This is a genomic window from Escherichia sp. MOD1-EC5495, assembly GCF_002965965.1.
GTDB lineage: Bacteria > Pseudomonadota > Gammaproteobacteria > Enterobacterales > Enterobacteriaceae > Escherichia > Escherichia ruysiae.
Genome location: NZ_PTRI01000015.1, coordinates 36,266 through 54,840, shown reverse-complemented (window position 1 = coordinate 54,840; position 18,575 = coordinate 36,266). Strand labels below are relative to the sequence as shown.

Genomic DNA, 18,575 nt, shown 5'->3' with positions numbered 1-18,575 from the left:
AATCTGAACACATCAAGTATAGAAAGCGCAGCGACTTGTGTAAGTTTTCATCAAGTAACCGTGACAAAAAGGCTCTATAGTTTGATAGCAAGCCCATTTATCGCTGAGGACATAATGAGTAAACCTGCAATCACGCTGTGGTCAGATGCCCATTTTTTCTCCCCTTATGTGTTATCCGCCTGGGTGGCGTTGCAGGAGAAAGGCCTGCCTTTTCATATAAAAACTATCAACCTCGACAGCGGTGAACATTTGCGGCCGACGTGGCAAGGTTACGGACAGACACGGCGCGTGCCGTTGTTACAAATTGATGATTTTGAGTTAAGTGAATCCTCTGCCATTGCAGAATATCTGGAGGATCGTTTTGCGCCGCCGACCTGGGAGCGCATTTATCCGCTTGATTTGCAAAATCGGGCGCGGGCACGGCAGATTCAGGCCTGGCTACGCAGCGATCTGATGCCCATCCGCGAAGAGCGTCCGACGGATGTTGTCTTTGCTGGTGCGAAAAAAGCGCCATTAACGGTGGAGGGAAAGGCCAGTGCAGAGAAACTGTTCGCGATGGCAGAACATTTACTGGCGCATGACCAGCCGAATCTGTTTGGTGAGTGGTGTATTGCAGATACTGATTTGGCGTTAATGATTAACCGCCTGGTATTACAGGGTGATGAGGTGCCGGAACGTCTGGTGGATTATGCAGCATTCCAGTGGCAGCGGGCTTCAGTTCAGCTTTTTATTGCACTTTCGGCGAAGCAATCTGGCTGATAGAGGCGATAGAATCCAGTATCATAGCTTACGTTTTTTCGACGAGGAGTGAGTGATGAAACTGATGTTTGCATCGGACATTCATGGGTCGTTACCGGCGACGGAACGTGTTCTGGATTTGTTTGCCCAGAGCGGAGCTCAGTGGCTGGTGATTCTTGGCGACGTGCTGAATCATGGCCCGAGAAACGCCCTGCCTGAAGGGTATGCGCCAGCCAAAGTAGCCGAACGGCTGAATGAGGTGGCGCATAAAGTTATCGCCGTGCGCGGCAACTGCGATAGCGAAGTGGATCAGATGCTGCTGCACTTCCCTATAACCGCACCGTGGCAACAGGTATTACTGGAAAAGCAACGTCTGTTTCTGACGCATGGTCATCTGTTTGGCCCGGATAATCTGCCGGCTTTAAACCAGAACGACGTGCTGGTGTACGGTCATACCCATCTACCAGTGGCGGAACAGCGGGGTGAAATTTTCCACTTTAACCCCGGTTCGGTAAGCATTCCGAAAGGCGGCTATCCGGCGAGCTATGGCATGTTGGATGATGACGTACTAAGCGTAATCGCACTCAATGATCAAAGTATCATTGCGCAGATCGCGATTAATCCGTAATTTACTCCACAACTCAAAATGCGCCGTAAGAGCGCCAGAAAAAGAAGGTTTCCTGATAATGGAACAGCGTCGTTTGGCAAGTACTGAATGGGTGGATATTGTCAATGAAGAGAACGAAGTCATTGCACAAGCCAGCCGGGAACAAATGCGGGCACAGTGTCTGCGTCATCGTGCAACTTATATCGTCGTGCATGATGGCATGGGCAAAATTCTTGTGCAGCGTCGTACCGAGACAAAAGACTTTTTACCCGGCATGTTAGATGCGACCGCTGGTGGTGTGGTCCAGGCCGATGAGCAACTGCTGGAATCCGCACGTCGCGAAGCGGAAGAAGAGTTGGGCATTGCTGGTGTCCCCTTTGCCGAGCACGGGCAGTTCTATTTCGAAGATAAAAATTGCCGTGTCTGGGGCGCGCTGTTCAGTTGTGTCTCTCACGGTCCATTCGCCCTCCAGGAAGATGAAGTCAGTGAAGTTTGCTGGCTAACGCCGGAAGAAATCACCGCACGTTGCGATGAGTTTACTCCAGACTCGCTGAAAGCTCTGGCGTTGTGGATGAAGCGCAATGCCAAAAATGAAGCCGTAGAGACTGAAACGGCAGAATGAAAAAAGAGCCGCAATTGCGGCTCTTAACATTTTTAATGGTAGCCCATTAACTGAGCGCCGATCACCACGACGCTGGACATAATAAACAGCAGTCCAAGCAGTGTCGCACCCACTTTCAGCCAGTTACGGAAGTCCACCCGGCAAACGCCGAGCGTCGCCATTAGCGAAGCCGAGGTCGGGTAAATGATGTGACTGAAGCCATCGCCAAACTGGAACGCCAGCACGGTAACCTGACGGTTAACACCGACCAGATCGCCAAGCGGTGCCAGTAACGGCATGGTTAGCGCAGCCTGACCAGAACCGGATGTCACGAAGAAATTGAATACCGCCTGGAAGAGCAACATAAACCAGGCCGCGACAGCGTTATCCAGACCGCTAATGGCATTGGCAATGCTGTTGAGGATAGTATTCAGCACGCTGGCCTCACCAGCTTCACCGTTACCCACCAGAAGCAAAATCCCTTTGGCGAAACCCACCAGCAGGGCAGGGGCGATCATCATGCGCGCGCCTTCGGTAAAGGATGAAGCCATGGTATTTACCGTCATGCCGTTAAGACGGAAGACAACGCCGATGATGCCAATCACCAGCCCCATAGTGAAGAACTGGCTGGCGATTTCTGGAATAAACCAGGCATTAACGATCACCCCCCAAATCACCCAGATCATAACGGCGGTCAGGACAATCAATACCAGCCAGTCACCAAAGGTAAACGGACGTTGTTCAATGTCAGCCTGCTTTTCACGGAAGAAGCGATCGGAATCATGCACGCGTGACAACAGAGGATTCTTTTTCACTCGTGAGGCGTAAACCATGGTAAAGATCAGGCCAATCAGAGTGGCGATAACCCACACCACAATGCGCAGGCCGGAGCCGGAAAGCACCGGAACGCCAGCAATCCCTTGGGCGACAACCACGCAGAACGGGTTCATCCACGAGCTGGCAAAACCGATTTGAGTGGCGATATAGGTCACCAGGACGGTAGTAATACTGTCATAACCCAGTCGTACCATTAGCGGGGCAATGATAATGGCAAAGGCGACGGCCTCTTCCCCCATGCCGAACACCGCACCACCGAGCGAAAAGAGAATAAACAACGCAGGAATAAAGAGAATTTCATTCCCTCGAGTATGGCGGATAAGCGCCAGGATGCCGTTATCAATGGTTCCTGTACGCATCACGATGCCAAATGCACCGCCAATCACCAGCATAAACATGATGATGCCAACGGCTGTCCCGTATTTCGATCCGGAGGTTAACCCTTCAAACGGGAAGTTCATCAGGCCAGGGCGTTCATCGCCCGTCGAGAACAGTTGTACGCGGTGATACTCAGGTTCGCCGGTCTCGTTGGTCAGAATGCGAAATGAGTGAGGGTCTACGACTTTGCGTGTTTTCGTCTGACCATCAACCTGGTACTGCACTTCCTGACTGTCAAACATCCCCACCGGAACAACCCATGTGGCGAGGCTGGTTAAAATAGCGACAAAAAAGATAATCACCAGCGTATCGGGCATTGCCCATCTTCTGGTTGGTTTGGATTCAGTTATTGCGGACATAGCGCAAATTTTCCCTTGCACAAGACAAAGTGGTAAGTATGCAAAGTGATATGGCGCAATTCATTGATGCAGCGCAGTTAAGCAAGATAATCAGAAAGGAGTAATGCAAATTAAGAGAATAAAAAACCGGAAATAGTGACTATTTCCGGTTCAGATATCCGCAGCGCAAGGCTGCGGATTATGACGAGATTACTGCTGCTGTTGTGCAGACTGAATCGCAGTCAGCGCGATGGTGTAGACGATGTCGTCAACCAGAGCGCCACGGGACAGGTCGTTAACCGGCTTGCGCATACCCTGCAGCATCGGCCCGATGGAGATCAGGTCGGCAGAACGCTGTACCGCTTTGTAGGTGGTGTTACCGGTGTTCAGATCCGGGAAGATGAACACGGTAGCGCGACCTGCAACCGGAGAGTTCGGTGCTTTAGATTTCGCAACGTCAGCCATTACCGCAGCATCGTACTGCAGCGGACCGTCGATCATCAGGTCAGGACGTTTTTCCTGCGCCAGACGAGTTGCTTCGCGAACTTTTTCTACGTCGCTACCTGCACCAGAAGTACCGGTGGAGTAGGAGAGCATAGCAACACGCGGTTCGATACCGAAGGCTGCGGCGGAATCTGCGGACTGAATCGCAATTTCTGCCAGCTGTTCTGCGGTCGGATCTGGGTTGATCGCACAGTCACCGTAAACGTAAACCTGTTCTGGTAGCAGCATGAAGAACACGGAAGATACCAGGGAGCTGCCCGGTGCAGTTTTGATCAGCTGCAGCGGCGGACGGATGGTGTTTGCGGTGGTGTGAACAGCACCGGAAACCAGACCGTCAACTTCATCCTGTTCCAGCATCAGCGTACCGAGAACCACGTTGTCTTCCAGCTGTTCGCGGGCAACGGTTTCGGTCATACCTTTGTTCTTACGCAGTTCGACCAGACGAGCAACATAGCTTTCGCGAACCACTTCTGGATCAACGATTTCGATGCCTGCGCCCAGTTCTACGCCCTGAGACGCTGCAACGCGGTTGATCTCTGCCGGATTACCCAGCAGAACGCAAGTTGCGATACCACGTTCAGCACAGATAGCGGCTGCTTTAACCGTACGCGGTTCGTCGCCTTCCGGCAGAACAATACGTTTGCCCGCTTTGCGCGCCAGTTCAGTCAGCTGATAACGGAACGCTGGCGGAGAGAGACGACGGCTGCGCTCGGAAGTGGCAGTCAGAGAATCGATCCAGTCAGCGTTGATGTAGTTAGCAACATATTCCTGAACTTTCTCGATACGCTCATGATCGTCAACCGGAACTTCCAGGTTGAAGCTCTGCAGGCTCAGAGAAGTCTGCCAGGTGTTGGTGTTCACCATAAATACCGGCAGGCCGGTAGCGAAAGCACGTTCGCACAGTTTAGAAATGCGCGCGTCCATTTCGTAGCCGCCAGTCAGCAGCAGGGCACCGATTTCTACGCCGTTCATTGCAGCCAGGCAAGCGGCAACCAGCACGTCAGGACGGTCTGCGGAAGTCACCAGCAGAGAACCGGCACGGAAGTGCTCCAGCATGTGCGGAATGCTGCGTGCGCAGAAAGTTACGGATTTAACGCGGCGAGTGTTGATGTCGCCTTCGTTGATGATGGTCGCATTCAGGTGACGCGCCATATCGATCGCACGGGTTGCGATCAGATCAAAGCTCCACGGCACAGCGCCGAGAACCGGCAACGGGCTGGATTCTTGCAGCTTCGCCGGATCAACATTGTTGACTTTAGCTTTGGAAGAGTCGTCGAAAATCTCGGACAGATCCGGGCGAGTACGCCCTTGTTCATCAACCGGTGCGTTCAGTTTGTTAACGATAACGCCGGTGATATTGGTGTTTTTTGCACCGCCGAAGCTGTTGCGAGTCAGTTCGATACGCTCTTTCAGCTGTTCCGGGGTGTCAGTGCCCTGAGACATAACGAAGACGATTTCCGCATTCAGCGTTTTGGCGATTTCGTAGTTCAGAGACTGGGCAAACTGGTGCTTACGTGTCGGGACCAGACCTTCAACCAGGACCACTTCAGCGTCTTTGGTGTTAGCATGGTAGTTCGCGACGATCTCTTCCATCAGCACATCTTTTTTATTGCTGGAAAGCAGACCTTCAACGTAACTCATTTTCAGCGGTTCAGCGGCTGTCGTGGTGGAAGAATTCGCACGCACAATAGTCGTTGTCTGATCGGGCGCATCGCCACCGGTACGCGGCTGAGCGATAGGTTTGAAAACGCTCAGACGAACGCCTTTGCGTTCCATTGCACGGATCACGCCAAGACTGACGCTGGTCAGACCGACGCTGGTTCCGGTAGGGATCAGCATAATAATACGGGACACGGTTTATCCTCTTTCGTTACCGCCGGTTTGGCGGGTTACAAAACAGCACCGCCAGCAGGGCTGGCGGTGTGGAATCAGGCGGTCAGGCGGCAGGCGTCTTGCGCGATAACCAGCTCTTCGTTGGTTGGGATCACAACAGCAGGGCGGGTGCCTTCTTTGTTGATGAAACCAGATTTGCCGAAACGTGCAGCCAGGTTGCGTTCATGATCAACTTCAAAGCCCAGCACGCCCAGTTTGCCCAGAGACAGTTCACGAACCATCGCGGCATTTTCACCGATACCACCGGTGAATACAACTGCGTCCAGACGACCATCCATCAGTGCAGTGTATGCACCGATATATTTCGCCAGACGGTGGCAGTAAACGTCCATTGCGCGCTTCGCGTCTTCTTTAGTCGCGTAGTTGTCTTCAACATAGCGGCAGTCGCTGGTGACTTCGGTCAGACCCAGCAGGCCAGACTCTTTGGTCAGCATTTTGTTGATTGCGTCAACGCTCATGCCCAGGGTGTCGTGCAGGTGGAAGATGATAGCCGGGTCGATATCGCCAGAGCGAGTACCCATTACCAGACCTTCCAGCGGGGTCAGACCCATAGAGGTGTCAACGCATTTACCGTTGCGGATAGCAGAAACGGAACCACCGTTGCCCAGGTGGCAGGTGATGATGTTCAGCTCTTCTACCGGTTTGTTCAGCATTTTTGCCGCTTCCTGGGTTACATAGAAGTGGCTGGTGCCGTGCGCGCCGTAACGACGGATGCCGTGCTCTTTGTACAGGTTGTACGGCAGAGCGTAGAGGTAAGACTCTTCCGGCATAGTCTGGTGGAACGCAGTGTCAAATACAGCAACGTTTTTGTCTTTCAGCTGCGGGAAAGATTTCAGAGCTTCTTCGATACCGATCAGGTGAGCCGGGTTGTGCAGCGGTGCAAAAGAAGCCGCATCTTTGATACCCTGAATAACAGACTCATCGATCACTACGGAGCTGGTATACTTCTCGCCGCCGTGTACGATACGGTGACCGATAGCGGTCAGCTGCGCAGAAAGTTCTGGTTTTTGTGCCAGAATATTATTAACGATAAAGTTGAGCGCTTCGCTGTGAGCGGCGCCTGCACCTAAAGCCGCTTCTTGTTTATTGCCGTCCATTTTCCATTTGATGCGTGCTTCGGGCAGGTGGAAACATTCGGCTAAACCAGAAAGGTACTCTTCACCATTTACAGCATCGATGATTGCAAATTTCAGTGAAGAACTACCGCAGTTCAGAACCAGTACTAACTTACTCGACATGGAAGTACCTATAATTGATACGTGGCTAAAAAAACGTCAGGGAGCCATAGAGCGTAGCGCATGATGACACCGACATTTATGATTAACATCATGCACTGCAAATTTTTTTTGCATGATGGAATAAATATCTTGAGTCTATGCCATTTTGCGTAATTTTCAGCCAATGGCATAATGTATATGAATTTGACGACTCAATGAATATGTACTACTTAGGCCTTCAGGCTGCTAAAGGATACCTGATAGTGGGTATGGAAGACAAAATGTTTTGAACGTTGTCCCGCTGAGTTGTGAATTTGCACAAATTTTTGAATCTTTATATGTGAAGTTGAGGTGAAGCATGTCAACGCCGGATAATCGTTCTGTTAATTTTTTTAGCTTGTTTCGCCGGGGACAGCATTACTCAAAGACGTGGCCGCTGGAAAAACGCCTTGCCCCGGTCTTTGTTGAAAATCGCGTTATCAAGATGACGCGCTATGCGATTCGTTTTATGCCGCCGATTGCTGTGTTCACTCTCTGCTGGCAAATTGCACTAGGCGGTCAGCTTGGGCCGGCTGTTGCTACTGCGTTGTTCGCCCTGAGTTTGCCGATGCAGGGGCTATGGTGGCTGGGCAAACGTTCTGTTACGCCATTACCACCAGCGATCCTGAGTTGGTTTTATGAGGTTCGCGGTAAATTGCAGGAGGCCGGGCAAGCATTAGCACCCGTAGAAGGCAAGCCTGATTATCAGGCATTAGCTGACACGCTTAAGCGCGCCTTCAAACAACTGGATAAAACTTTCCTTGATGATTTGTAATTGACCCCTGATTACGCATATAAAAGAAGGCAGACATCGGCCTTCTTTTTTTTCACCGTAGTAAAGTGATACAGGAGTCAACAATGGAAATGACCAACGCGCAACGTCTTATTTTGTCTAACCAGTACAAAATGATGACTATGCTCGATCCGGCAAATGCTGAACGTTATCGTCGTCTGCAAACAATCATTGAACGCGGTTATGGATTGCAGATGCGTGAACTGGATCGTGAGTTTGGCGAGCTGAAAGAAGAAACCTGCCGCACTATCATCGACATTATGGAGATGTATCACGCACTGCATGTCTCCTGGTCTAATTTGCAGGATCAACAAGCTATCGATGAACGCCGTGTCACTTTCCTCGGCTTCGACGCTGCCACCGAAGCACGTTATCTCGGTTATGTACGCTTTATGGTTAATGTCGAAGGGCGTTACACCCATTTTGATGCCGGGACTCACGGCTTTAATGCCCAGACGCCAATGTGGGAGAAATACCAACGCATGTTGAACGTCTGGCATTCTTGCCCGCGTCAGTATCATCTGAGCACAAACGAAATTAATCAAATCATTAACGCCTGAGGAGGCTTGCGTGCGGTGCAAAGGTTTTCTGTTTGATCTTGATGGTACGCTGGTAGACTCCCTGCCTGCGGTAGAGCGGGCGTGGAGCAACTGGGCGAGACGCCATGGATTAACGCCGGAAGAAGTGCTGGCTTTTATTCACGGTAAACAGGCAATAACGTCTCTGCGCCATTTTATGGTGGGGAAATCGGAGGCGGAAATTGCTGCAGAGTTTACGCGTCTGGAGCAAATTGAGGCTACGGAAACCGAAGGAATTTCTGCACTTCCTGGGGCAATCGCCTTACTCAATCATTTGAATAAAGCGGGTATTCCATGGGCGATTGTGACTTCAGGTTCAATGCCAGTTGCACGAGCGCGCCACAAAGTAGCCGGACTTCCTGCACCGGAAGTATTTGTTACTGCGGAGCGGGTGAAACGTGGGAAACCAGAGCCCGACGCGTATCTGTTAGGCGCGCAACTGCTGGGTCTTGCACCACACGAATGCGTTGTAGTGGAAGACGCTCCCGCAGGTGTGCTTTCTGGCCTGGCAGCGGGATGCCATGTTATTGCGGTTAATGCACCGGCAGACACTCCACGTCTGAATGAGGTAGATTTGGTTCTCCATAGTCTGGAGCAAATTACTGTGACCAAACAGCCAAATGGCGATGTTATTATTTCGTGAAACACCTAATCATGATTTAGCCCCGTCTCGTCGGGGCTTTTTTGTGGCAGAATCAAGCCATCCCCCTCAATTAACAAGGATAAGTTGTGAACGGTGAATTGATCTGGGTTCTCTCATTACTGGCCGTTGCCATAGTCCTGTTTGCAACAGGCAGAGTGCGTATGGATGCGGTCGCTTTGTTTGTTATTGTCGCGTTTGCATTAAGCGGAACGCTGACGGTCCCCGAAGTTTTTTCCGGCTTTTCCGATCCTAACGTTGTGCTGATCGCCGCCCTGTTTATTATTGGCGATGGTTTAGTCCGTACCGGCGTTGCCACCGTGATGGGGACATGGCTGGTCAAAGTGGCCGGCAACAGTGAAATCAAAATGCTGGTTTTACTGATGTTAACTGTCGCGGGTCTTGGCGCATTTATGAGTTCAACTGGCGTCGTCGCTATCTTTATTCCCGTGGTGTTAAGCGTTGCCATGCGTATGCAAACGTCGCCATCGCGCCTGATGATGCCGCTAAGTTTTGCCGGGCTGATTAGCGGCATGATGACGCTGGTGGCGACCCCGCCTAACCTGGTGGTGAACAGCGAACTGCTACGCGAGGGTTATCACGGGTTTAGTTTCTTTAGCGTAACGCCTATCGGCCTGGTCGTATTGGTACTCGGCATCTTATACATGCTGGTGATGCGTTTTATGCTGAAAGGGGATTCCCAGACCCCGCAGCGCGAAGGCTGGACGCGTCGCACCTTCCGCGATCTTATTCGTGAATACCGTCTTACCGGGCGTGCGCGCCGTCTGGCTATCCGCCCCGGTTCGCCGATGATCGGTCAACGGCTGGACGACCTTAAATTGCGTGAACGCTATGGCGCAAACGTCATTGGTGTTGAACGCTGGCGTCGTTTTCGTCGTGTTATTGTGAATGTGAACGGGGTTTCTGAATTTCGCGCGCGTGACGTTTTGCTTATTGATATGTCAGCGGCTGACGTCGATCTCCGGCAATTTTGCAGTGAACAATTACTGGAGCCGATGGTTTTGCGCGGCGAGTATTTTTCCGATCAGGCTCTTGATGTCGGTATGGCAGAGATTTCATTAATTCCTGAGTCAGAGCTTATTGGTAAATCGGTTCGCGAAATCGGCTTTCGTACCCGCTACGGGCTGAATGTCGTGGGGCTGAAACGCAATGGCGTGGCGCTGGAAGGTTCGTTGGCGGATGAACCTCTGCTGCTGGGCGATATTATTCTGGTGGTTGGTAACTGGAAACTGATCGGTATGCTGGCAAAACAGGGCCGCGATTTTGTGGCGCTGAATTTACCGGAAGAAGTGAGTGAAGCATCACCCGCACACAGCCAGGCGCCACATGCCATTTTCTGTCTGGTGCTGATGGTGGCGTTAATGCTGACCGATGAAATTCCTAACCCTGTTGCCGCTATCATTGCCTGCCTGCTGATGGGGAAATTCCGCTGTATCGATGCCGAAAGTGCCTATAAATCCATTCACTGGCCGAGCATTATTTTGATCGTTGGGATGATGCCGTTTGCTGTGGCATTACAGAAAACCGGTGGTGTCGCGCTCGCGGTGAAAGGGCTGATGGACATCGGCGGTGGTTACGGGCCGCATATGATGCTGGTCTGTTTGTTTGTCTTGTCGGCAGTTATTGGGTTATTTATCTCTAATACCGCGACGGCGGTGTTGATGGCTCCGATTGCGCTGGCTGCCGCAAAAACAATGGGCGTATCACCTTATCCGTTCGCAATGGTCGTGGCGATGGCTGCATCCGCCGCTTTTATGACGCCAGTTTCTTCCCCCGTTAACACACTGGTTTTAGGCCCGGGGAATTACAGTTTCAGTGACTTTGTGAAGCTGGGAGTACCGTTCACCATTATCGTGATGGTTGTTTGTGTGGTCATGATCCCGATGTTGTTTCCATTTTGACGAGAGCCAGATGTCGCATCCGTCGCTTATTGCCTGATGCGACGCTGGCGCGTCTTATCAGGCTGTGTCGGCTGGTATCTGGCTGCTTACAGCGGTGAATCCTGGCTAATCTCATCGAGCGAAAGATGAAAGCTGGGAACAAATACCTCCATGAAGTAGTCCATCTCCTGGCTGCGGCGCGCTTTAAGCGTTGCTTCCAGTCGCGTTTTTGCCAGCAAAAATTCATTATTTCCGGCCGCGAGTTCTTCCAGGCATTTCAAGTACGCACACAGCGCATCCGCCTGTTTAACCAGTGACTTTTCTTCATCGCTATACGCATTTTCATCGATTAATGGCGCAAAAATATCCCGCAGCTCCTCTGGAACCATATCGACAAGTTTTTGCTGAGCGATTTTCTCAATGGCTTTATATTCCTGGGCGATTTGCGAGTTGAAGTATTTCACCGGAGTAGGGAGATCGCCAGTGAGCACTTCAGAGGCATCGTGGTACATCGCCAGCAGTGCGATGCGTTCTGCATTCACCTGTCCGCCAAATTTGCGATTCTTGATGGCTGCCAGTGCATGGGCGACCATCGCTACCTGCAAACTGTGTTCGGACACATTTTCCGTCCGCACGTTGCGCATTAGCGGCCAGCGGTTAATGAGTTTCAGGCGGGAGAGGTGGGCAAAAAAATGGCTCTGTTTCATAGTGACCTTACGAGTGATGACATCCTGAGGTCATTGTGGAGGGATAACACTGCCGGATGCAATCTCCGGCAGTGAATTTAAGATTACAACTGATGATAACCGGAAAGGAAACGAGCGAACTTGCTCAAGGACAGTTCGATATCATCAACACGCGGCAGCGTGACAATGCGGAAGTGATCCGGCCATGGCCAGTTAAATGCAGTTCCTTGTACCAGCAGAACTTTTTCCTGTAACAGGAAATCCAGTACCATCTTCTGATCGTCGTGAATATTAAAGCGTTTGGCGTCGATTTTCGGGAACATATACAGTGCGCCGCGCGGCTTCACGCAGGAAACACCTGGAATGTCGTTAATCAATTCCCAGGCGCGATTACGCTGCTCGTAAAGACGTCCACCCGGCATGATAAACTCGCTGATGCTCTGATAGCCGCCGAGTGCGGTCTGTATTGCGTGTTGTGCGGGAACGTTAGCGCACAGTCGCATTGAGGCCAGCATTTCCAGACCTTCGATGTAGCCTTTGGCGTGTTTTTTCGGCCCGTTCAGCACCATCCAGCCCTGACGGAAGCCAGCAACACGATACGTTTTCGACAGTCCGTTAAAGGTAATAGTCAGCAGGTCAGGAGCTAACGGCGCAATCGAGTGATGCTCAGCGTCGTCATAGAGGATTTTGTCGTAAATTTCATCGGCGAAGATAATGAGATTATGTTGACGCGCAATCTCCACAATCTCCATCAAAAGCTCTTTGGAATATACTGCGCCGGTTGGGTTGTTCGGGTTGATAATAACAATGCCGCGCGTGCGTGGCGTAATTTTGGCGCGAATGTCATCGAGATCCGGGAACCAGTCAGAGGATTCATCGCAAAGATAGTGCACTGCTTTACCGCCGGAGAGCGAAACTGCCGCTGTCCATAGAGGGTAATCAGGCGCAGGAACCAACATTTCGTCCCCACTGTTCAGCAATGCCTGCATTGCCTGAACGATAAGCTCTGATACACCATTGCCAATGTAAATATCTTCCACGGTAACATCACGCATACCGCGAGCCTGGTAGTGCTGCATGATGGCTTTACGCGCGGAGTAAAGACCTTTGGAATCGCAATAGCCCTGAGCTGTCGGGAGGTTGCGTATCACGTCAACCAGGATTTCATCGGGTGCGTCAAAACCGAACGGCGCTGGGTTGCCAATGTTCAGTTTCAGTACCTTGTTACCTTCTTCTTCCAGGCGTTTTGCTTCTTTCAGCACCGGACCACGGATGTCGTAACAGACATTCTCTAATTTGCTGGATTTTTCAATGGGGGACATGAATCTTGACCTTTTTGCTGTTATCGCCACTCCCTGCCGTGGAAGTCAGCTTAGAACAATGTACTCCCCCGAGGCGGCGTTTTGAAGTTCTGCAGAACAAGATTTTGCTGGCAGAGAAAGAGGAATTGTGCTGTTAATAACTTAATTATCGCAAAATAATAAGATGCATATACTTAATAAGTGATGTTTGGTAGTGATTTATTCTGAATATCAATTCAGAGTATGGTTTTTTTGTCTGATAGATAAATGTGTAAAATTTCTTCGGCTTAAGAAATCACGAACATAAAGCATTCATGATATTTTCGTTATAAGTGAAAAATTAACGAGTAGTGATTGCCGATGTGTCGTATAGGTGATGACGGGGGAAATTATTGTTAAGAGGAATTAATGAATGCGGGTGATGCTAATTAATTATTATTTAATATTCAAAAAGGCTTTGTTGTGCATATTAATAATAGAAGATTACTTTGCCTAACATAACATAACTTTGCATCAGATAATTCGCAATGACCCTTATAAATAAAAGGGTTTTAGGGTAAAATGCCTACTTTAATGACGGAGCACCTGCTTTTGATGCAGCCTCATCCTCGCTGTTTGTACGCGTACACGTATTAGCCGCGCTGCTGCGAGGGAGTGGAGCAGGGAGCAACATTTACATTTACATAAACTCTCGCATGTCATAAATAGAAAAGAGTGAGTAACTTAATAGATATGCGATCCCTGAAGATATATTCTGTGATCTACTTCAGGCATTATAACGGAACAATGTGAGCCACATTTTTAGTGCAACTCATATGCATTTTTACTTTCATCCGGGTTCCGGATGAAACTGCCAGGGAGGCACATTACAAATGGAATTGCTTGTTTGTGTGTGCACAGCATTAACCAGCTCAGTATGAGCCGCCAGTAAGTGATAATATATGATAAGTGCAAATCGTCCGATAATTAACCTCGACCTCGATCTGCTGAGAACATTTGTTGCTGTTGCCGATCTGAACACTTTTGCTGCTGCAGCTGCCGCTGTGTGTCGTACTCAGTCCGCTGTTAGCCAGCAAATGCAACGTCTGGAACAACTCGTTGGGAAAGAACTGTTCGCTCGGCATGGTCGCAACAAACTGTTAACTGAACATGGCATTCAGCTTCTTGGTTACGCCAGGAAAATCCTGCGTTTTAATGATGAGGCTTGCTCATCATTGATGTTCAGTAATCTTCAGGGCGTGTTAACTATCGGTGCTTCAGATGAATCTGCTGATACGATCTTACCTTTCCTGCTTAATCGCGTAAGTTCGGTTTATCCGAAACTTGCGCTGGATGTCCGCGTTAAACGCAATGCCTATATGGCAGAAATGTTGAAGTCCCAGGAAGTGGATTTAATGGTTACCACTCATCGTCCTGATACCTTTAAGGCGTTGAACCTGCGTACTTCGCCAACGCACTGGTATTGCGCTGCGGAATATGTGTTGCAAAAAGGCGAGCCGATCCCACTTGTGCTACTGGATGACCCTAGTCCGTTCCGTGACATGGTTCTGGCAACGCTCAATAAAGCGGAGATTCCATGGCGCCTGGCGTATGTTGCCTCCACATTACCGGCTGTTCGTGCTGCAGTAAAAGCGGGTCTTGGCGTGACAGCAAGACCGGTTGAGATGATGAGTCCGGATCTGCGCGTTTTGAGCGCGGTAGACGGTTTACCTCCACTCCCAGATACCGAATATTTGCTGTGCTATGATCCGTCCAGCAATAATGAGTTGGCGCAGGTGATATACCAGGCAATGGAGAGTTATCACAACCCATGGCAATACAGCCCGCTGACTCCCCAGGAGGGGGACGATTCCCTGTTGATAGAAGGGGATTACGAATAATCGTCTGGCAATAACAATTTCTGATGATAAGTTTGTAAAAATAAGCCACTGGTGATTAATAAAACGCCAGTGGCTTTTTTTACAATAAATCCTTAAGAATTTTCCTCACGGCGAACAAAAGTGTTCATTTTTCAATCATCAGCCATTCTCCACGCTTACGAACAAAAAATCGCCTGAAAAAAATCTCCTGCTACAATGATGTTAAAAAATACGTAAAATTATTGCTGTGTTTTTGTTATGGATTAACAAAAGCGTGTCACAGATCAAGAAAATACTCTCTTTTGGGGGGAGGAATCGACACAAATTCCTGTCAAAATAGACCCGTATTTTTTCCATTGCTTCACAACGGACACGATTCAACAACATCTAATTTTCCTGGAGTTGTCAACAATCTGGGGCTATAGGGCATTAAATGCAAAAGTTGTTGATATCATGTAAATTAATGTGAAGAAACCTTTGTTAAAGTTGACAAAAGGTTATAGAAAGGGGTAAAAGACCACATCAATTAGCTGTATAAAATAGTTTCTACAGTGATTGTAAGGTTTTTTTTATTCCTCCCCATGAATCGATGTGGCGTCCATCTGCCGTGAAGAGCAGTGAGTCTGGCGCTACTTTTGATGAGTAAGCAATGAGTATGTCAACATCCACTGAAGTCATCGCTCATCACTGGGCATTCGCTATCTTTCTTATCGTTGCCATTGGCCTGTGTTGCCTGATGCTGGTAGGCGGTTGGTTTTTAGGCGGTCGCGCACGCGCGAGGTCGAAAAACGTGCCGTTTGAATCAGGTATCGACTCGGTCGGCTCCGCCCGCTTACGCCTGTCTGCCAAGTTTTATCTGGTGGCCATGTTCTTCGTTATCTTCGACGTTGAGGCGCTGTATCTGTTCGCATGGTCAACTTCCATTCGCGAAAGCGGCTGGATTGGCTTTGTAGAAGCGGCAATTTTTATTTTTGTGTTACTGGCTGGTCTGGTTTATCTGGTGCGTATTGGCGCGCTGGACTGGACGCCCGCGCGTTCTCGCCGCGAGCGTATGAACCCGGAAACGAACAGTATCGCTAATCGTCAACGCTAACCGCGAGGCATTAAGATGGATTATACGCTCACCCGCATAGATCCCAACGGTGAGAACGACCGTTACCCCCTGCAAAAGCAGGAGATCGTAACCGACCCTCTGGAGCAAGAAGTTAACAAAAACGTGTTTATGGGCAAGCTCAATGACATGGTTAACTGGGGTCGTAAAAACTCAATTTGGCCGTATAACTTCGGTCTTTCCTGCTGTTACGTTGAGATGGTGACCTCATTTACTGCGGTGCATGACGTGGCGCGTTTTGGCGCAGAAGTATTGCGTGCTTCGCCGCGTCAGGCTGACCTGATGGTGGTAGCAGGAACCTGCTTTACCAAAATGGCACCGGTTATTCAGCGTCTGTATGACCAGATGCTGGAGCCGAAATGGGTTATCTCCATGGGAGCCTGTGCCAACTCTGGCGGTATGTACGACATTTATTCCGTTGTACAGGGCGTTGATAAATTCATTCCGGTTGATGTGTATATCCCGGGGTGTCCGCCGCGTCCAGAAGCGTATATGCAGGCACTGATGCTGTTGCAGGAATCTATTGGTAAAGAACGTCGCCCGCTCTCCTGGGTCGTTGGCGATCAGGGCGTTTATCGCGCCAATATGCAATCAGAGCGCGAACGCAAGCGCGGTGAACGCATTGCCGTTACCAACCTGCGCACCCCTGACGAGATTTAATTTGCGCCTGTCGGCAAAGGTATTTTTCTTCGCTTATTCCTAAATCTATTGCGCGAAGCCACGCCGACAGTCACCACGGACCATATGCAATGGTGAACAATATGACCGACTTAACCGCGCAAGAACCCGCCTGGCAGACCCGCGATCATCTTGATGATCCGGTGATAGGCGAACTGCGCAACCGTTTTGGGCCGGATGCCTTTACTGTTCAGGCGACTCGCACCGGGGTTCCCGTTGTGTGGATCAAGCGTGAACAATTACTGGAAGTTGGCGATTTCTTAAAGAAACTGCCGAAACCTTACGTCATGCTGTTTGATTTACACGGCATGGACGAACGTCTACGCACCCACCGCGAAGGGCTACCTGCTGCGGATTTTTCTGTTTTCTACCATCTGATTTCCATCGATCGTAACCGCGACATCATGCTGAAGGTGGCGCTGGCTGAAAACGACCTGCACGTACCGACCTTTACCAAATTGTTCCCGAACGCTAACTGGTATGAGCGTGAAACCTGGGATCTGTTTGGCATTACTTTCGACGGTCACCCGAACCTGCGCCGCATCATGATGCCGCAAACCTGGAAAGGTCACCCGCTGCGTAAAGATTACCCGGCGCGCGCAACCGAATTCTCGCCGTTTGAGCTGACCAAAGCCAAACAGGATCTGGAGATGGAAGCCCTGACCTTCAAACCGGAAGAGTGGGGGATGAAGCGCGGCACCGAAAACGAGGACTTCATGTTCCTCAACCTCGGTCCGAACCACCCGTCGGCACACGGGGCTTTCCGTATCGTTTTGCAACTCGACGGCGAAGAGATTGTCGACTGCGTACCAGACATCGGCTACCACCACCGTGGCGCGGAGAAAATGGGCGAACGCCAGTCATGGCACAGCTACATTCCGTATACCGACCGTATCGAATACCTCGGCGGCTGCGTTAACGAAATGCCTTATGTGCTGGCTGTTGAGAAACTGGCCGGAATTACCGTGCCGGATCGCGTTAACGTGATTCGCGTAATGCTCTCCGAACTGTTCCGCATCAACAGCCACCTGCTGTACATCTCGACCTTTATTCAGGACGTCGGCGCAATGACGCCAGTATTCTTCGCCTTTACCGATCGTCAGAAAATTTACGATCTGGTGGAAGCAATCACTGGTTTCCGTATGCACCCGGCGTGGTTCCGTATTGGCGGCGTAGCGCACGACCTGCCACGTGGCTGGGATCGTCTGCTGCGTGAGTTCCTCGACTGGATGCCGAAACGTCTGGCGTCTTACGAGAAAGCGGCGCTGCAAAACACCATTCTGAAAGGCCGTTCCCAGGGCGTTGCCGCCTACGGTGCGAAAGAGGCGCTGGAGTGGGGCACCACCGGTGCTGGCCTGCGAGCCACCGGGATCGACTTCGACGTGCGTAAGGCGCGTCCTTATTCTGGCTATGAAAACTTCGACTTTGAAATCCCGGTTGGTGGTGGCGTTTCTGACTGCTACACCCGCGTAATGCTGAAAGTGGAAGAGCTGCGCCAGAGCCTGCGCATTCTTGAGCAGTGCCTCAACAACATGCCGGAAGGCCCGTTCAAAGCGGATCACCCGCTGACTACGCCGCCGCCGAAAGAGCGCACGCTGCAACATATCGAAACCCTGATCACCCACTTCCTGCAAGTGTCGTGGGGGCCAGTGATGCCTGCCAATGAATCCTTTCAGATGATTGAGGCGACCAAAGGGATCAACAGTTACTACCTGACCAGCGACGGCAGCACCATGAGTTATCGCACCCGTATCCGCACGCCGAGTTATGCGCACTTGCAGCAAATTCCGGCGGCGATCCGTGGCAGCCTAGTGTCTGACCTGATTGTTTATCTGGGCAGTATCGATTTTGTTATGTCAGATGTGGACCGCTAATT

At 50.5% G+C, this 18,575-nt stretch carries 16 protein-coding genes; 11 read left to right on the top strand and 5 right to left on the bottom strand.

Translation table 11 applies throughout. The features are described 5' to 3' along the window. Nucleotides 1-114: 114 nt before the first annotated feature. From yfcF to yfcD, 3 genes are read left to right on the top strand one after another with little or no spacing between them, the layout of a single operon-like run. Nucleotides 115-759, top strand: coding sequence for a glutathione transferase (gene yfcF, locus BEG40_RS13615; RefSeq protein WP_000042422.1), 645 nt, complete (start codon nt 115-117; stop codon nt 757-759). A gap of 55 nt (nt 760-814) precedes the next feature. Beyond that, nucleotides 815-1,366, top strand: coding sequence for a phosphodiesterase (yfcE, locus tag BEG40_RS13610; RefSeq protein ID WP_010351461.1), 552 nt, complete (start codon nt 815-817; stop codon nt 1,364-1,366). 58 nt (nt 1,367-1,424) lie between these two features. Beyond that, a complete protein-coding gene (gene yfcD / locus BEG40_RS13605) occupies nt 1,425-1,967 on the top strand; it encodes an NUDIX hydrolase YfcD (RefSeq protein WP_000437935.1) in 543 nt (180 codons plus the stop codon). A gap of 32 nt (nt 1,968-1,999) precedes the next feature. Here yfcD and yfcC read toward each other — a convergent pair whose 3' ends face one another. From yfcC to ackA, 3 genes are all read right to left on the bottom strand, one after another. Then, the gene (yfcC, locus tag BEG40_RS13600) at nt 2,000-3,520 is read right to left on the bottom strand and encodes a putative basic amino acid antiporter YfcC (protein ID WP_105285560.1); all 1,521 of its coding nucleotides are present in this window, start codon (nt 3,518-3,520) and stop codon (nt 2,000-2,002) included. Between the two features lie 189 nt (nt 3,521-3,709). Next, entirely contained in the window at nt 3,710-5,857 is a 2,148-nt protein-coding gene (gene pta / locus BEG40_RS13595; protein WP_000086701.1) for a phosphate acetyltransferase, read from the bottom strand. A gap of 74 nt (nt 5,858-5,931) precedes the next feature. Next, nucleotides 5,932-7,134, bottom strand: coding sequence for an acetate kinase (ackA, locus tag BEG40_RS13590; protein ID WP_000095696.1), 1,203 nt, complete (start codon nt 7,132-7,134; stop codon nt 5,932-5,934). A 337-nt stretch (nt 7,135-7,471) separates the two neighbouring features. On the opposite strand from ackA, the gene yfbV reads away from it, so the two are divergent. The 4 genes from yfbV to BEG40_RS13570 all read left to right on the top strand — a co-directional run bounded on the left by yfbV (nt 7,472) and on the right by BEG40_RS13570 (nt 11,085). After that, on the top strand, nt 7,472-7,927 hold the full coding sequence (gene yfbV, locus BEG40_RS13585) for a terminus macrodomain insulation protein YfbV (protein ID WP_000106629.1): 456 nt from the start codon (nt 7,472-7,474) through the stop codon (nt 7,925-7,927). An 83-nt stretch (nt 7,928-8,010) separates the two neighbouring features. Beyond that, nucleotides 8,011-8,505 (top strand): YfbU family protein, encoded by a 495-nt coding sequence (locus tag BEG40_RS13580; RefSeq protein ID WP_000426118.1) that lies wholly within the window; start codon nt 8,011-8,013, stop codon nt 8,503-8,505. 10 nt (nt 8,506-8,515) lie between these two features. Beyond that, nucleotides 8,516-9,166, top strand: a complete 651-nt coding sequence (gene hxpA, locus BEG40_RS13575) for a hexitol phosphatase HxpA (RefSeq protein WP_001203422.1) — start codon at nt 8,516-8,518, stop codon at nt 9,164-9,166. Nucleotides 9,167-9,252: 86 nt separating this feature from the next. Beyond that, nucleotides 9,253-11,085 carry an SLC13 family permease gene (locus BEG40_RS13570; protein WP_001012878.1) on the top strand — a complete coding sequence of 611 codons (1,833 nt, stop codon included), beginning with the start codon at nt 9,253-9,255 and terminating at the stop codon, nt 11,083-11,085. A gap of 86 nt (nt 11,086-11,171) precedes the next feature. Here BEG40_RS13570 and yfbR read toward each other — a convergent pair whose 3' ends face one another. Together yfbR and alaA are read right to left on the bottom strand one after the other, a co-directional pair. After that, nucleotides 11,172-11,771, bottom strand: a complete 600-nt coding sequence (gene yfbR / locus BEG40_RS13565; protein ID WP_105285559.1) for a 5'-deoxynucleotidase — start codon at nt 11,769-11,771, stop codon at nt 11,172-11,174. A gap of 83 nt (nt 11,772-11,854) precedes the next feature. Then, entirely contained in the window at nt 11,855-13,072 is a 1,218-nt protein-coding gene (alaA, locus tag BEG40_RS13560) for an alanine transaminase AlaA (protein ID WP_000074519.1), read from the bottom strand. A gap of 920 nt (nt 13,073-13,992) precedes the next feature. Here alaA and lrhA point away from each other — a divergent pair. The 4 genes from lrhA (at nt 13,993) to nuoC (ending at nt 18,573) form a co-directional block, all read left to right on the top strand. Further along, nucleotides 13,993-14,931: a transcriptional regulator LrhA gene (gene lrhA / locus BEG40_RS13555; RefSeq protein WP_000622297.1), complete on the top strand. Its 939-nt coding sequence runs from the start codon at nt 13,993-13,995 to the stop codon at nt 14,929-14,931. Nucleotides 14,932-15,559: 628 nt separating this feature from the next. Beyond that, nucleotides 15,560-16,003, top strand: a complete 444-nt coding sequence (nuoA, locus tag BEG40_RS13550; protein WP_000062994.1) for an NADH-quinone oxidoreductase subunit NuoA — start codon at nt 15,560-15,562, stop codon at nt 16,001-16,003. Between the two features lie 15 nt (nt 16,004-16,018). Next, the gene (gene nuoB / locus BEG40_RS13545) at nt 16,019-16,681 is read left to right on the top strand and encodes an NADH-quinone oxidoreductase subunit NuoB (RefSeq protein WP_000386733.1); all 663 of its coding nucleotides are present in this window, start codon (nt 16,019-16,021) and stop codon (nt 16,679-16,681) included. Between the two features lie 89 nt (nt 16,682-16,770). Beyond that, nucleotides 16,771-18,573: an NADH-quinone oxidoreductase subunit C/D gene (gene nuoC / locus BEG40_RS13540; RefSeq protein WP_000247878.1), complete on the top strand. Its 1,803-nt coding sequence runs from the start codon at nt 16,771-16,773 to the stop codon at nt 18,571-18,573. The last annotated feature ends 2 nt before the right edge of the window (nt 18,574-18,575 follow it).